General features: G+C 71.9%; 14 protein-coding genes. 11 read left to right on the top strand and 3 right to left on the bottom strand.

Features of this window, described 5'->3' with window-relative positions; translation table 11 throughout:
- Positions 1 to 16: 16 nt before the first annotated feature.
- Positions 17 to 853 carry a PaaX family transcriptional regulator C-terminal domain-containing protein gene (locus HUT10_RS44490; RefSeq protein ID WP_176176708.1) on the top strand — a complete coding sequence of 279 codons (837 nt, stop codon included), beginning with the start codon at positions 17 to 19 and terminating at the stop codon, positions 851 to 853.
- Positions 854 to 976: 123 nt separating this feature from the next.
- Positions 977 to 2,419, top strand: coding sequence for a hypothetical protein (locus HUT10_RS44485; protein WP_176176707.1), 1,443 nt, complete (start codon positions 977 to 979; stop codon positions 2,417 to 2,419).
- A 280-nt stretch (positions 2,420 to 2,699) separates the two neighbouring features.
- On the opposite strand, the gene HUT10_RS44480 is transcribed toward HUT10_RS44485, so the two are convergent.
- On the bottom strand, positions 2,700 to 2,945 hold the full coding sequence (locus HUT10_RS44480; protein WP_176176706.1) for an ATP F0F1 synthase subunit C: 246 nt from the start codon (positions 2,943 to 2,945) through the stop codon (positions 2,700 to 2,702).
- A 1,040-nt stretch (positions 2,946 to 3,985) separates the two neighbouring features.
- On the opposite strand from HUT10_RS44480, the gene HUT10_RS44475 reads away from it, so the two are divergent.
- From HUT10_RS44475 to HUT10_RS44435, 9 genes are all read left to right on the top strand, one after another.
- Positions 3,986 to 4,672, top strand: coding sequence for an AfsR/SARP family transcriptional regulator (locus HUT10_RS44475; RefSeq protein ID WP_254897298.1), 687 nt, complete (start codon positions 3,986 to 3,988; stop codon positions 4,670 to 4,672).
- A gap of 258 nt (positions 4,673 to 4,930) precedes the next feature.
- Positions 4,931 to 5,182: an acyl carrier protein gene (locus HUT10_RS44470; protein WP_033262382.1), complete on the top strand. Its 252-nt coding sequence runs from the start codon at positions 4,931 to 4,933 to the stop codon at positions 5,180 to 5,182.
- A gap of 5 nt (positions 5,183 to 5,187) precedes the next feature.
- Positions 5,188 to 6,441 carry a beta-ketoacyl synthase gene (locus HUT10_RS44465; RefSeq protein ID WP_176176705.1) on the top strand — a complete coding sequence of 418 codons (1,254 nt, stop codon included), beginning with the start codon at positions 5,188 to 5,190 and terminating at the stop codon, positions 6,439 to 6,441.
- On the top strand, positions 6,438 to 7,547 hold the full coding sequence (locus tag HUT10_RS44460) for a beta-ketoacyl synthase N-terminal-like domain-containing protein (RefSeq protein ID WP_176176704.1): 1,110 nt from the start codon (positions 6,438 to 6,440) through the stop codon (positions 7,545 to 7,547). Before HUT10_RS44465 ends, HUT10_RS44460 begins: the two co-directional genes overlap by 4 nt.
- Positions 7,544 to 8,284 carry a 3-oxoacyl-[acyl-carrier-protein] reductase gene (gene fabG / locus HUT10_RS44455; protein ID WP_176176703.1) on the top strand — a complete coding sequence of 247 codons (741 nt, stop codon included), beginning with the start codon at positions 7,544 to 7,546 and terminating at the stop codon, positions 8,282 to 8,284. The genes HUT10_RS44460 and fabG overlap by 4 nt, the downstream gene beginning before the upstream one ends.
- A 14-nt stretch (positions 8,285 to 8,298) precedes the next feature.
- A complete protein-coding gene (locus HUT10_RS44450) occupies positions 8,299 to 9,687 on the top strand; it encodes an ATP-grasp domain-containing protein (RefSeq protein WP_176176702.1) in 1,389 nt (462 codons plus the stop codon).
- A gap of 32 nt (positions 9,688 to 9,719) precedes the next feature.
- On the top strand, positions 9,720 to 10,757 hold the full coding sequence (gene sbnB, locus HUT10_RS44445; RefSeq protein ID WP_176176701.1) for a 2,3-diaminopropionate biosynthesis protein SbnB: 1,038 nt from the start codon (positions 9,720 to 9,722) through the stop codon (positions 10,755 to 10,757).
- Between the two features lie 13 nt (positions 10,758 to 10,770).
- The gene (sbnA, locus tag HUT10_RS44440; RefSeq protein WP_176176700.1) at positions 10,771 to 11,751 is read left to right on the top strand and encodes a 2,3-diaminopropionate biosynthesis protein SbnA; all 981 of its coding nucleotides are present in this window, start codon (positions 10,771 to 10,773) and stop codon (positions 11,749 to 11,751) included.
- A 143-nt stretch (positions 11,752 to 11,894) separates the two neighbouring features.
- On the top strand, positions 11,895 to 13,214 hold the full coding sequence (locus HUT10_RS44435; protein ID WP_176176699.1) for an MMPL family transporter: 1,320 nt from the start codon (positions 11,895 to 11,897) through the stop codon (positions 13,212 to 13,214).
- A 154-nt stretch (positions 13,215 to 13,368) separates the two neighbouring features.
- Here the strand turns inward: HUT10_RS44435 and HUT10_RS44430 are convergent, their stop codons facing one another.
- Together HUT10_RS44430 and HUT10_RS44425 are read right to left on the bottom strand one after the other, a co-directional pair.
- Positions 13,369 to 14,334 carry an ATP-binding cassette domain-containing protein gene (locus tag HUT10_RS44430; RefSeq protein ID WP_176176698.1) on the bottom strand — a complete coding sequence of 322 codons (966 nt, stop codon included), beginning with the start codon at positions 14,332 to 14,334 and terminating at the stop codon, positions 13,369 to 13,371.
- Entirely contained in the window at positions 14,334 to 14,537 is a 204-nt protein-coding gene (locus HUT10_RS44425; protein ID WP_254897297.1) for an MbtH family protein, read from the bottom strand. The genes HUT10_RS44430 and HUT10_RS44425 overlap by 1 nt, the downstream gene beginning before the upstream one ends.
- Positions 14,538 to 14,577: the final 40 nt, after the last annotated feature.

The following is a 14,577-nucleotide window of genomic DNA, read 5'->3' as shown; positions in this document are numbered from 1 at the left end:
CGGAAGGCGGTGGCGCGTGCTCGAAGCGGCCGGGTGGGCGGAGGACGAGGGCGCGCCGGGTGTGCGGCCGGAGGCCCTACTGCTGACGCTGTTCGGCGACCACGTGCTGGACCGCGGGATCGCGGTGTCCACCGGTGGGGTGATCGCCGCGCTCGACCGCCTCGGCGTCGGCGAGCACGCGACCCGGGCGACGCTGAGCCGGATGAGCCGCCGCGACCTGCTGCACACCGTCCGCCGCGGGCGGCAGGCGTTCCTGGGCCTGACGCCGCACGGGACGGCGGTGCTGCGCGACGGCCAGCGCAAGCTCGACGGCGACATCGTCGACCGGCACTGGGACGGCCGGTGGACGCTGCTGACGTTTTCGGTGCCGGAGACCCGGCGCGCGGACCGCTACGCGCTGCGCACCCGGCTGGGCTGGTTCGGTTTCGGGCCGTTGCGCAGCGGGCTGTGGGTTTCGGCGTCGGCCGCGGACATCGCGCCGGCGCTGGCCGAGCTGGATCTGCTGGACCACGCCGAGGTGTTCCGCGCCGAGCCGTTCATGTGGACCGACCCGGCGCGGATCGCCCGCGAGGCGTGGGACCTGCCCCGGATCGCGGCCGGGTACGAGCAGTTCCTCCGCCGCTGGAGCGGCCGAGCACCCGAAGACCTCGGCGACGAGCTGTCCCGCCGCATCCGGCTGGGGGCGGAGTGGCTGCTGCTGATCCGCCGGGACCCGGTCCTGCCACCGGCGCTGCTGCCGGAGGACTGGCCGGGGACACGAGCGGCGGCGTTGTTCCGGGCGCTGCGTGGCGAGTGGGAGCGGCCGGCCGGGGAACTGGCGGGTGGGTTGCTGGAGTTCCTGGTCGACGAATGATCTCGGGGCGGCGGGGTGCGGGTCCGGCGCGAGCCGCGGGGCGACGGTGCCGCGCCGTCGCGGTTGCCACGTTGCATGCCACGTTGCAAACTGGAGCCCCCATCCCCGCCCCGGAGGTCAACGGTGACCGACTTCGATCGACGTGATGTGTTGCGCGCCCTCACCGCTCTCGGCGTGACCGGCGTGGCCGCGAGCCTGTTCGGCGGCACCGCCGAAGGCGCCGGTGAGAACCCCTTGGACCTGAAGTTCTCCGTCGCCGAGCAGTTCCGGCCGTTCGACCTGATCGCCCCGAACTTCGTCCAGCTCGACCAGCCCGCCCGGCCCGGTGCGCTCGTCGCGACCGGCATCCGGCCGAAGGCGCCCTACGGGACCGTGACCGTGCAGGTGCTCGACGCCCGCGCGCCCGTCGTCGCCGGGCTGGCCGGGGGCGGGGTTTCCGTTCTCGGCAGCTACGATCCCGCCACCCGGCAGGCGGGCATCGAGATCACCACCGCCGCCGGTACCGCCGTGGTCAAGACCGTCGCCGCCGAGCTGCGGGGGCCGTTCGGCTTTGCCGTGGTGGTCAACGAGAACGCCGTCACCGTCCTGGCCGACCAGGGCTCCGGCTGGCGGCCGCTGCTGACCGAGCGCGACCAGGTCCGGGCGCGGATCGACCTGCGCGACCCGGCCGTCCTGGGCCGGCTGGGCTACGCCTACGGCAGCCGCGGGCCGGCCCGGCTGGGCCGGGTGCGGGCCGGGTACTTCGGCCAGGCGGGCGTCCGCGACCCGCACGTCGTGCAGCACGCCGACGGCCGGCCCTACATCCGCCACGGCAAGCTCTACCTGACCATGACCAACGCCGGTCTCGGGTTCTTCCAGCAGGCGCACTGGGCGGTCTGGACGCTCGACCTCGCCGACCCGGCCAAGCTGGAGCAGGTGGCCACGCTGTTCTTCGCACGCGACGGCGTCGTGCTCGGCGACCACGCCGGCCAGATCGTCCGCGACGGCGACCGGTTCATCCTCCTGATGAGCTCCTGGGGCGACTTCTCGTTCAACGGCGTCCACGTCCGGCACACCGTCACCCACGCCGACGTGCTCTCGGGCGTGCACGTCCTGCCGACCGAGCAGCTGCCGTTGCCGACGACGGTCAGTTCGTGGGACCCGGCCCTGACCAAGATCGACGGCCGCTGGCACATCGCGTTCGTCGAGAGCCCGGCCCAGCAGCCGTCGTTCGTGTTCCACCCCGCCTTGGCGGCGGCCCCGCGCGGCGCGGACTACGACGACGGGCTGACGCTGCTGGGCGCGGACCGGTCCGTCACCCAGACCGAAGGCACGATCCTGCAGCGCGTGGGCGGCCGCTGGTACCTGTTCGCCAGCGACGGCAACGCGCGCGAATACCCGGTGTACGACCTGAGCCTGCGCAAGCTCGGCACGCTGAACGCCCCGTACGGAACGAACATCCCGCACCCGATGCTGGTGAAGATCGGCGGGCGGTGGTGGCTGCCGACGTTCGACGGAACCCAGTACGCCGAAGACGTCCTGGGCTACGGCGGCCACGGCGACTTCATCCTGATGCGGTCGAGCTAGCCGCCGCGAAGGGGTCGCACACGTACTTCCCGGACGGCTCGCTGTTCCTTACTGGTGAGGCCGGTACGGCGAGCGGAGGGATGCGTGTCCTGGATGGTGAAGTCGCAGTCGGGTACCACGGCCAGGACGGCCGGGCGGCGCAACCGGCCGCCCGGCCCCACAACCCCGCCGCGAGCCGCCGGCTGCCGCGCAGCCCGACGCTGCCCGGCTCCCGCGGCCGGGGCAGCCCCTCCTCGGACGCGGCCCGCGCCCGGGACCCACCCGGGCGCGGGCCACCGATTCACCTGTTGGACGCGATGAAATACACGACGACCCCGATCAACGCGAGGACTTCGCTCAGCACGAACGTCGAATACCCCATCGTCTGCAGTTTCCCGCGCGCTTCCGGCTGGCGCGCGGTTCCGTTGATGACCGCCGCGAAGATCAGGCCGACGCCGATTCCGGGGCCGATCGCCCCGAGGCCGTAGCCGATCGCCGCGAGGCCGGGGTTGATGTCGACCACCTGGGCCAGAACAGTGTCACTCATGGACATTCCCCTTCACATCGGTCCACGCGCACGCTCGCGTGGAATTGCGGGCTCGTGCGTCACACCGGACATGGAACAGGGCTGAGCGAAGACGCCGGAAACCGGAGAAGATCGTTCGCTTCGGGGCGGATTTCGCCGGCCGGGCGGGATTGTCGGTAATCGAGTGGTCCGATCAAAACCAGGATATCACGGGAATTCCGGACCCGCCGCCGGGCAATCGGACGGGCGGTCCGCCGCCCGGTCCGTCCGGTCCGCCCTGTCCATTGTGGCCGCCCCGGGGCCGCTCACACCTCCGAAGGCAGGCCGCCCACCTGTGCACGCAGCGTGCTCACGACATCACCGGGCCGGGCGACGAATGGCGGGCCGGGCATCGGCCCCGGAAGAAGGAGCACGCGGGTGGCAACCCGGTTGGCACGGACCCGACTCGCGCGGGCCTTGTTTCGAAACTTCGCCGCCGCGAGCACAGATCCCGGACAAACCCGGACGGTCCCCGAAACCGCCGATTTTATTAGCCCGGCGAAAACCCGAATGATCTTTGCGTTTTCCTCGCCGGACCGGCTCCCGCCACCCCGCCGGACAAGGCGCCCGAGCCCGCCGCAAGAGCGACCCGGAGCACCCTCGACCGCCGGGCCAGGCGGGGTTTCCGGCGTAATGGCCCCCTCGCCGCCCGTGCAACCGGCAGGGTGGCCAGCACCACCCGCGGGGACCCTACCAGCGAAGATCGAGAGCGGCGGCCGGAGTGCTGACACCACCATTAATGGTGGTGCTAACACCACCATGCCAGCGATGTCCGAATACATCGCGAGTCAAACCGTCCACCAGGTGATACTACTGACGAGTTCAGCGTTTCACTGGTCCGAACGGAGGTACCTAAGCCACCTGCCCTCTGCCACTATCTTGCGCAAAATACATCTTCGGATGGTCCGGCCGATGCGTCGCGGGCTGCCCGAATCTGGGGGTCGATCAAAGTGGAAATCGAACTACTAGGCGCCATGGAAATAAGATCGAACGGGAGAATTTATTCGATACGCGCAAAGAAAGTGCGGACGCTGCTGGCGATGATGGCACTGTCACCGGGCCGCCCGGTGTCGTACGAGCAGCTCGCGGACGAGCTGTGGGGTCCGCGGTCGCTCGCCAACTCCCGCAACGCCCTGCAGGCCAACATCGCCCGGCTCCGGCGGCTGTTCAAGCCGATCACCGACGCGAGCGGGGAGGAGGTCGTCCGGACCACCTACAGCGGCTACCAGCTGGAAGTGGCCGCGGAATCGATCGACTCGCACCGGTTCCTCGAACTCGCGCGGCGCGGGACGTCCCTGGTCGCCTCCGCTCCGCAGGAAGCCACCGGGCTCCTCCGGGAAGCACTGCTGCAGTGGCGGGGGCCGGCCCTGATGGACGTGCAGGAGGGGGCACGGTGCCGGGCCGCGGCCACGCACCTGAACGAGCGGCGGCTGGCCGTGCAGGAGGACCTCATCGCCGCGCGGCTGGCGGTGGGGCAGCACCACGACATCGTGCACGAGCTGCGCCAGCTGGCCACCGAGAACCCGGGCCGCGAGCGGCTCAGCGAACTGCTGATGCTCGCCCTCTACCGCACCGGCCAGCAGAGCGAGGCGCTCTCGGTGTTCCACCACACCAGCAAGTGGCTCGGCAGTGAGCTCGGCCTGTCACCCGGCCGCGCGCTGCGGCAGCTGTACCAGGCCATCCTGGTCCAGGACTGCATGCTCGACTGAACAACCGGTTCTCCTTCGCAGCGGGGACGGCGCGATGTTCGCCGTCCCCGCTGTCGTTTCCCTGTCACGGACACGGTCCGGGCTCATCCACTCTCCTTCCGTGATCGACCGGCCATGATCATGGCCCACCCGGATGACGGACGGCTGACACTTCACCGACGCCGGCCTTCGTCAGCGGTCGGTCACCGCGCGGTCATCTGCGCTGGCTAGTTTCCCGGCGAGGCCGAAGTTCGTCCGAAAACGCCCACGGGAGCAGTCATGACAGCGGCAGTGTCCGAGCGCAGGGAACAGATCCGCGCGATCGTCCGCGAGCACCTCGAACTCGAGGACAGCGAACTTTCCGAGACGAGCAACTTCATCGAGGACCACGAAGCCGACTCGCTCACGCTGATGGACGTGCTCGCGGCGCTGGAGAAGAAGTTCGGCGTCACGATCGACCAGGCGCAGTTCCGCCGGATGACCGACCTGAACAGCGCCTACGACGTCGTCGCGGAATCCGCGGGCTGGTAAGAGCGATGAGCGAACAGTCTTCCACCGCACCCGGGCGCCGGGTGGTGATCACCGGCTGCGGGGTGGTTTCCAGCCTGGGCACCGGCATCGACGAGTTCACGGCGGCGCTGCGCGCCGGGCGCAGCAACGTCCGGCCGATCAGCGTCTTCGACACGACCGGGTTCGAGCACACGAACGGCTGCGAGGTCATCGGGTTCGAGCCCGAGCGCTGGATCCGCAACGTCGATGTCGATTCGCTCGGCCGGGCCAGCCGGTTCTCCACCGCCGCCGCCCGGCTGGCGGTGGCGGACTCCGGCATCGACCTCGACGTGCTCCGCGAGGCGCGCTGCCTGCTGTCGGTCGGCACGACCGACGGCGAGTCGCACGAGCTCGACAGCATGGTCGCGCTGGAGATCGCGGGCGGGCCGGAGGCGATGAGCCCGCGGCTGGCCCGGCGCACGTCGGCCGGCCGGCTCGCCACCTCGATCGCCCACGAGCTGCGGCTGTCCAATGTGGAGGTCGGCAGCATCGCGACGGCCTGTTCGGCCGGCAACTACGCGATCGGCCACTCGTTCGACGCGATCCGGCTCGGGGAAGCCGACTTCGCGTTGTGCGGTGGCGCGGACGCCGTCTGCCGCAAGACGTTCACCTCCTTCTACCGGCTGCGCAGCATCGCGCCGGACTGCTGCCGCCCGTTCGACAAGAACCGGCAGGGCATCCTGACCGGCGAGGGAGCCGGCATCCTGATGCTGGAGAGCCTGGAGTCGGCCACCGCGCGCGGCGCCCGGATCTACGGCGAGGTGCTCGGCTACGGCCTGTCCTGCGACGCCCACCACCCGGTGGCCCCGCACCAGGGCGGCATCGCCCGCTGCATGGAGCTGGCGCTGGCCAACGCGGGTGTCAAGCCCGCCGAGGTCGACTTGATCTCCGCGCACGGCACCGGTACCCACGCCAACGACAAGACCGAGGCCGCGGCGATCCGCGAGCTGTTCGGCGACGACACGCCCCGCGTGGTGTCGATGAAGTCGATGCTCGGCCACTCCATGGGCGCGGCCAGTGCGCTGGCCGCGATCGGCTGCTCGGTCGCCATCACCGAGGGGTTCATCCCGCCGACGATCAACCACGTCGAGACCGACCCCGAGTGCGCCGTCGACTGCGTGCCCAACGTGGCGGTGGAGGCGGACCTGCGGATCGTGCAGAACAACGGCTGGGCCTTCGGCGGCAACAACTCGGTCGTGCTGATCGGCCGCTACGACGGACCGCGGGAGGCGGTGGCATGAGTACCGCGACCCCGGCCGCGCCGGTGATCTCGGCCTGGACGGCGATCTCGCCGTTCGGCCACGACCGCAGCTCCTTCGCCGACGGCGTCCGCACCCGGACGTCGCCGGTGTCCACACTGGACGCGCAGCGCTGGACCCGCGGGCCCGGCGAGTCGGCGGCCACCGTTCCCGGCTTCGAGCCCCGGGAGTTCCTCGGCTCGAAGGGCACCCGGGCGATGAACCGGGTCAGCGGGCTGGCCGTCGCCGCGGCGAAGCACCTGCTCGCCGACATCGGCGTCGAGCCGGGCGACGAGCGCGACGACATCGGGTTCGTGCTCGGCACCACGACCGGCAGCGTGCAGAGCATGATGGACCTGACCCGCGCGTCGCTGACCGGCGACAAGCCCGACCACGTCGAGCCGGCCGCGGTGCCCGGCTGCGTGATGAACTGCGCCGCCGGGCAGGCCGCGATCTGGCACGGGCTCAAGGGCCCGAACGCGACGATCGCCGCGGGCCGGACCACGGGCCCGCACGCGCTGAACTACGCGCGGCGGCTGCTGCGGACCGGCCGGGCCACCCGGGTGCTCTGCGGCGCCGCCGAGGAGTACTCCCCCGCCCGCGCCTGGGTCGAGCACCACCGCCGCGGCGGTGGCGACCCGGTCGTCATCGGCGAGGGCTGCGCGATGTTCCTGCTCGAACCCGCGGAGCTGCGGCCGCCCGGCCGCCGGGTGCTGGGCACCCTGGAGGGGTTCGAGTCCCGGGTGTGTCTCGACGGCGACCTCGCCGGGACGGTCACCGTCGCGGTGCGGGCACTGCTCGCCTCCGCCGGGGTCTCGCCCGAGCAGGTGTGGGCGGCGACCGGCAGCGGCTTCACCGACGCCGGCGGGCAGCCGGTCGAGGCGGTGGCGCTGCGGGGGCTGTTCGGCGACGCGGCCGTCGACCGGGTGCCGTCGGCGGACCTGCTCGGGGACACGGCGTCGGCGAGCGCGATGTTCCAGCTCGCCGCCGTCCTCAGCGTCGCGGAGTCCGCCGGGCGGGCCGGTGCCGACCACACGGTCGTCACCACCTGTGACGACGACGGTTCGGTGGCGTGCACGCTGCTGCGGCTCGGGGAGCCCGCCGCATGAGCGAGCCCAAAGTCGCGCTGGTCAGCGGCGGCTCGCGCGGCATCGGCCGCGCGGTCGTGCTGAGCCTCGCCGAAAGCGGCCACGACATCGCCTTTTGCTACCGCTCGGACGAGCAGTCCGCCGACGTGCTCGCCAAGGAGGTGCACGAGCTCGGGCGGCGCGCGGTCGCGACGCGGGTCGACGTCACCGACCGGGAAGCGGCCGGGGAGTGGGTGGCCCGCACGGCCGTCGACCTCGGTGTCCCGGACACCGTGGTGACGTCGGCGGGCATCACGCGCGACGGCGCGTTCGTCACGATGACCGAGGACCGCTGGACGGACGTGCTGCGGACCAACCTCGACGGCGTCTACAACGTCTGCCAGCCCGCTGTGTTCCTGATGCTCAAGCAGCGCCGCGGCAGCGTCGTCACGCTGTCTTCGGTGTCGGGGGTGCACGGCAACCCGACGCAGGTCAACTACTCGGCGTCCAAGAGCGGCGTCATCGGCTTCGCCAAGGCGCTGGCCAAGGAGGTCGGCCGGTTCGGCATCCGGGTCAACGCGGTCGCGCCGGGCCTGATCGAGACCGACATGACCGCGCAGATGACGGACAAGGCCCGCGAGAAGCTGCGCGCGGCCATCCCGCTGGGCCGGTTCGGCACCGCCGGGGAGGTCGCCGACCTGGTGGCCTACCTGGCGTCGGACCGCGCCGCCTACATCACCGGAAGCGTATTCGAGATCGACGGCGGCCTGGTCGTCTGAGGGGGAGGTCCACAGTGGACTCCGATGGGAACACCGGCAGCACGAACTTCATCGCCCGGCTGAAGACGGCCGCGCTCGGCTCGGCCGAGCACCTGTTCGTCTTCCTCGGCAACTTCGAGGTCGAACAGCTGTGGGCGGCCGACGAGCTCGGCCTGCCGCGGGTGTCCGCCGCGGGCAGCACCGCGGTGGTCAACAGCATGGACGAGTTCGCGCTGCTGCTGGGCGGCAAGGGCGACCACGTCGTGCTGAAGCACGCGCCCGACCCGGACTACCACCGCTACCTGCTCGACCTCGGTTTCGAGCTGCCGGAGGTGCACGTCGTCGCGGCACCGGACCCGGCGCGCAACGTCACCCAGGACGCGCTCGCCGATCCCGCGCTCGTCGCGGCGCTCACCGAGCTGGCCACCGACGGCGCGCACCTGCTGCCGCACGGCGCGTCCGCCGTCGAGGAGGAACTGGCGGCCCGCACCGGCGTTCCGCTCGCCACCCCGCCCGCCGCGCTCTGCAAGGCCGTCAACAGCAAGGTCTACAGCAGGCAGCTGGCCGACGAGCTCGGCCTGCGGCAGCCGGCGGGCTGGGTCTGCGACACGCCCGCGCAGCTGGCCGAGGCGGTCCCCGAGGCCGCGAAGGTGCTCGTCGACGGCGGCACGGTCGTGGTGAAGGAGGCGTTCGGCGTGTCGGGGAAGGGCATCGCCGTCGTGAACAGCGAGCAGCGGCTGCTGCGCCTGCAGCGGATGATCGAACGGTCGGCGCAGAAGGCGGGCCGCGACCGGATCGCGCTGGTCACCGAGACCTGGGTCGAGAAGCGCGCCGACCTGAACTACCAGTTCACGGTGGGCCGGGACGGCTCGGTGCGGTTCGACTTCGTCAAGGAGGCCATCACCGAACACGGTGTCCACAAGGGACACCGGATGCCCGCCCGGCTCGACGAGGGCCAGCACCGGGTGATCCGGGACGCGGCGGCCGCGCTCGGCGCCCGGCTGGCGCGGGACGGCTACTACGGCGTCGTCGGCGTCGACGCGCTGGTCGAGCCGGACGGCGGCATCTTCCCGGTGCTGGAGATCAACGCCCGCAACAACATGTCGACCTACCAGGTACCGCTGCAGGAGCGGTTCGTGCCCGAGGGCGCCGTCGCGATGGCGCGGCACTACCCGGTGCGCCTGGCCGCTCCCCTGCCCTTCGCGCGGCTGCGCGAGACGCTCGGCGACCTGCTGTTCGCCGGGTCCGGGAGCGGGCTGCTGGTCAACAACTTCGCCACGGTCAACGCGGGCGCCGGCGTCGCCGCCGCGGGCGAACCGTTCGCCGGCCGCCTCTACGGCGTGCTCATCGGCCCGTCGGTGGCCACGCTCGACGAGCTCGACCGCCGGATCGCCGGCCGCATCGCCACCCTCGCCGCGGAATGACCGCGGCCCCACCGCCTCAGGAGACAGCCAGCATGAGCACCAGCACGTCCGTCCCGGAGTTCGCCGTGATCTCCGGGGCGCAGGTCCACGATGTCCTCGGTGGCCAGGAAAAGCTCGTCATCGACCTGATCGAGTCGGCCTACCGCCTGCACGGGGCGGGTGACACGGTCAACCCGCCGTCGTACTTCCTGCGCTTCCCCGACCGGCCGTCCTCGCGGATCATCGCGCTGCCGGCCTCGGTCGGTGGCGACATCGCGGTCGACGGGCTCAAGTGGATCTCGAGCTTCCCGGAGAACGTCGCGAGCGGGCTGCCGCGCGCGTCGGCGATCCTCGTCCTCAACGACCGGCGGACCGGCTACCCCCTGGCCTGCCTGGAAAGCTCCATCATCAGCGCCACCCGCACCGCCGCGTCGGCCGCGCTCGCCGCCGACTGGCTGACCCGGGACCGCGCCCGGCCCGCCCGGCTCGGCATCGTCGGCACCGGCCTGATCGCCCGGTACATCCACACCTACCTGGCCGCCGGGGGCTGGAGCTTCGACGACGTCGGCGTGTTCGACCTGAGCACCGCGCACGCCGAAGGGTTCCGCGGCTACCTGAGCGCGGCCGGGCAGCCGTCGGTCACCGTGCACGAGTCCGCGGAGGACCTGATCCGCGCGAGCGACCTGGTCGTGTTCGCGACCGTCGCCGGGGAGCCGCACGTCCACGACCCGGCGTGGTTCGACCACAACCCGCTGGTCCTGCACGTCTCGCTGCGCGACCTTTCGCCCGAGGTGATCCTGGCGTCGACCAATGTCGTCGACGACGTCGAGCACTGCCTGAAGGCGAACACTTCGGTGCACCTGGCCGAGCAGCGGACCGGCGACCGGGACTTCCTGTCCGGGACGCTGTACGACGTGATGACCGGGAACACGGCGCTGCCGAAGGACCGGCCGCTGGTCTTCTCGCCGTTCGGGCTCGGGGTGCTCGACCTCGCCGTCGGCAAGCACGTCTACGACCAGCTGCAGACGTCCGGCGACCTGCGGACCGTGGCCGAGTTCTTCTTCGAACTCGACCGGTACGGCAAGCGCTGAGGAGGAGCCCGGCGTGCCGATCATCACCGCCCCGCAGGACTTCAACACCGACGACCTGTTCGTCGACCTCCGCCGGTTCGCCGGCCACCCGCTCTTCCTCAAGTGCGAAGGCTTCAACTTCGCCGGCTCGATCAAGATCAAGGCGGCCCGCTCGATGGTCGCCGCGGCCGAGCGCCGCGGCGACCTGCGGCCCGGCTCGACGCTCGTGGAGAGCTCGTCCGGCAACCTCGGCGTGGCGCTGAGCCTCGTCGCCGCCAGCTCCGGCTACCGGTTCGTGTGCGTCACCGATTCCCGGTGCACGCTGGGCGCCCGGCAGCTGATGGAAACGCTCGGCGCGGAGGTCCGCATCGTCACCGAGCCGCACCCGGAGCACGGCCTGCTGGGCGCGCGCATCGAGCTGGTGAAGCGGCTGTGCGCCGAACACGGCCACGTCTGGCTCAACCAGTACGAAAACGCCGGGAACTGGCGCGCCCACTACGAAACGACCGGCCCGCAGATCGCCGCGGCCTTCCCCGACGCGGACGTCGTCTTCATCGGGGCGGGCACCACCGGCACGCTCATGGGCTGCGCCCGGTACCTGCGCGAGCACCGGCCGGGCACCCGGGTGGTCGCGATCGACACGGTCGGCTCGGTCACCTTCGGGACGCCACCGGCCCGCCGGATGATCCCCGGGCTGGGCACCGGGATCCGCCCGCCGATGCTGGACACCGGGTACGTGGACGACGTCGTCCACGTCGAAGAAGCCGACACCGTGCGCACCTGCCGGGCGCTCACCCGCGAAGGGTTCTGCTTCGGCGGTTCCACCGGGACCGTGGTGAGCGGCGCCCTGAGCTGGCTTTCCGGGCACGACGACGTCGGCACGGCGGTGGCGATCGCGCCCGATCTCGGCGACCGGTACCTCGACACGGTCTACCACGACCAGTGGGTGGCGGACCTCTACGGCGAAGACCTGCTCGAGGACGACGTCCCCGCCGCCGGGGTTCGCGCTCTGTGATCCCCCACACACGGCCTAGCACCACCGCGGATCCGGGACTCACACCCCGTGAACGAACGGTCACGGCTCACTAGACTCGAACACATGCGCGGATGGCACCGACCGCGAACGCCGCCATGCCCATCGGGTCGAAGGGGACGATCGTGAAGCCTTCACTGGCCGTTCGCGCCTCCTGCTGGTCCGCCGGCCACGCCGGCGTGGTGATCGGCCTCTGGCTGGTCTTCGTGGCACTGGCCCAGCTGCCGGGGCTCAGCGGCGGCCACCGGCTCGGCGAGGGCTCGCTGTCCGACCCCGACGTGGCGGCGAACTGGTGGCCGGTGGTCGCCGCGCCGGTCGCGGTGCTGCTGACGGTGCCGTTCTCCCGGCTGCTGCTGCTCGTGTCCGGGCTGTTCACCAGCGTGGTCACGACGGCGTCGGCGGCGCTGCTCGACACGGTCTCGGAATCCGTCACGATGGCGCCGCGCACCGGGAACGCGGCGCTGCTGGTCGTGATCACCGTTGCGGTGCAGCACATGCTGTTCACCTTCTGCCGCCGCCGGGAAGCGCTGGCGAGCGGGAACGACTCGGCGCGGGCCGCGCGGATCGTCGCGAGCACGGCGGGCAACGCCGCCCTGGTCTCCGGCAGCGGCGTGGCCGCGGCGCTGACCGCGGTGGCGCTCGCCGGCGCGGCGGACGTGCTGCCGCTGGCCACCGCGGTCCTGGTGGCGGTGCTGACGGCGACCGTCGCCGCGCTGAGCCTGCTGCCCGCCCTCAACGACCGGGTGCTCACCACGCCGCGGGAGCTGCCGCCGCAGCCGGCCGCGCGGCTGAAGGTCAGCGACCTGCCCCGGTTCGTCCGGCCCACGGCGATCGCGGTGGGGGTCGGTTCGCTCGGCGCGGCCGCGGTCTACGGGGCGGTGCGCGTGTTCTCCCCCGGCTGCGCGGCCTGCCGGCCACTGGCCGCCGACCTGGACGCCGGCGGGGTGACGACGATGCTGGTGGTCCTCGCACTGGCCACGCTCGTCGCCTACCGGCGGCCGGTGGTGGCGCTGGCGACGTTCCTGCTGAACGGTTTCGCAGTTCTCGCGGGGCTGGGGATGCTGGCGGTGTTCGTCGACCCGCTGCCCGGCTGGGCGCCGATGGTCCTGGTGGTCGTGCTGCTGGTGCCGGCGAACCACCTGCAGGTCTACCTGCTGCACCGGCTGCGCAGTGAGACCCTGGCGGGGATGTCCCGCCGCAACACGGTGGCACACGCGTGCCGCCGGGCCTGGTCGGCCTCCGGCGGCGCGCTGCTGGTGACGGTGGTGATGTGGCTGGTCTGGGGCATGACGGAGAGCGGCGACGTCCGCGAGTTCGCATTGGCGACCGCGGTGATCCTGGTCGCCGACACCCTGGTGGTCCGGTTCCTCCTGCTGCCGCGGCTGGCGGTGCTGGGAGGCCGGACGAACTGGTGGCGGGTCCGAGGCCCGAAGAACACCCGCTGACCCGAGTCCCGCCTTCGATCACGCGAGTTCCGGGCCCCATCACGCCGGTTCCGGCCCGGGGCTCACGCGCGCGATGCCGCCGCCGGAAGTTCCGGCAGCGGCACCACTTCCGATCGTCCGGATCCGCCGGGGTGCCGGACGGACCGAAAGCCGGTCAGGGGCCCGAAGGGCGCCCGGTCAAGTCGAGGAACACTTCGTCGAGCGTCGGGCGCCGCAACGCGAAGTCCGTGTACTCCACGCCGGCGTCGCGCAGGGCCGCGGCCGCGGCCGCCACTCCCCCCGCCGTGTCCGGCAGCTCGACCGCGATGCTCCGCTTGCGCTCGTCCACCGACACCGGCGAACTCGAGACACGGGTCAGCGCCGACACCGCGGGTTCGAGCCACTTCTGCTCGGACACCGCCACCTCGAGCCGCTCCGCGCCGATCTTGCGCTTGAGCTCGTCCGCCGTGCCCTCCGCGATCACGCGGCCGTGGTCGATCACCACGATGTGGTCGGCGAGGTAGTCCGCCTCCTCGAGGTACTGCGTCGTGAGCAGGACCGTCACGCCCTCGTCGACCAGGCCGCGCACGATCCCCCACAGCGTGCTGCGGCTCGCCGGGTCGAGGCCGGTCGTCGGCTCGTCGAGGAACAGCACCGACGGGCGGCCGATCAGGCAGGTCGCCAGGTCGAGCCGCCGCCGCATGCCGCCCGAGTACGTGCCGACCGCGCGGTCGGCCGCGTCGGTCAGGTCGAATCTCTCCAGCAGCTCGGTGGCCCGCTTGCGGGCGCCGCGCCGTCCGAGGTGCAGCAGCGTGCCGAGCAGCTGGAGGTTCTGGCGGCCGGTGAGCAGCTCGTCGACCGCGGCGTACTGGCCGACGAGGCCGATCCGGCGCTGCACCTCCTTCGCCTGCGTGGCCACGTCGAAGCCGGCGACCCTGGCGGTGCCGCCGTCCGGGCGCAGCAGGGTCGCGAGGACGCGGACCGTGGTGGTCTTGCCCGCGCCGTTGGGGCCGAGCAGGCCCAGCACCGAGCCCGCGGGCACCCGCAGGTCGATGCCGGACAGGGCCTGGTGGTCACCGAAACCCTTGCGCAGCCCGGTGACTTCGATGGCCGCTTCGCGGTCGAGCGCGTCGCTCGCCATCAGACGGCGTCCCGCAGGCTCTTCGGGCGCAGGTCCGGCCAGGTGGCCTCGACGTGGGCGATCGCCTCCGCGCGGGAACTGTCCCCCAGCGCGATGTCCCACCCCGGTGGCACCGCGGCGAACACCGGCCAGATGCTGCGTTCTTCCTCGGCGTTGACCAGGACGAGGAACCGGCCGTTCTCGTCGTCGAATGGACTCGTCACTTCACATCTCCGTGTGTCTCGGGCGGCTTGTGTCATGGTG

Origin of the sequence: Amycolatopsis sp. Hca4, from assembly GCF_013364075.1 — a bacterium.
GTDB lineage: Bacteria > Actinomycetota > Actinomycetes > Mycobacteriales > Pseudonocardiaceae > Amycolatopsis.
The sequence above is the reverse complement of the archived record's forward strand: the minus strand, read 5'-3'. Positions and strand labels throughout refer to the sequence as shown.

What these genes read in the sequence shown, in the direction of transcription:
- sbnB (WP_176176701.1), top strand. Translation starts at nt 9,720, where the DNA reads ATGAGCACCAGCACGTCCGTCCCGGAGTTCGCCGTGATCTCCGGGGCG.
- HUT10_RS44430 (WP_176176698.1), bottom strand. Translation starts at nt 14,334, where the DNA reads ATGGCGAGCGACGCGCTCGACCGCGAAGCGGCCATCGAAGTCACCGGG.
- HUT10_RS44465 (WP_176176705.1), top strand. Translation starts at nt 5,188, where the DNA reads ATGAGCGAACAGTCTTCCACCGCACCCGGGCGCCGGGTGGTGATCACC.
- fabG (WP_176176703.1), top strand. Translation starts at nt 7,544, where the DNA reads ATGAGCGAGCCCAAAGTCGCGCTGGTCAGCGGCGGCTCGCGCGGCATC.
- HUT10_RS44460 (WP_176176704.1), top strand. Translation starts at nt 6,438, where the DNA reads ATGAGTACCGCGACCCCGGCCGCGCCGGTGATCTCGGCCTGGACGGCG.
- HUT10_RS44470 (WP_033262382.1), top strand. Translation starts at nt 4,931, where the DNA reads ATGACAGCGGCAGTGTCCGAGCGCAGGGAACAGATCCGCGCGATCGTC.
- HUT10_RS44480 (WP_176176706.1), bottom strand. Translation starts at nt 2,945, where the DNA reads ATGAGTGACACTGTTCTGGCCCAGGTGGTCGACATCAACCCCGGCCTC.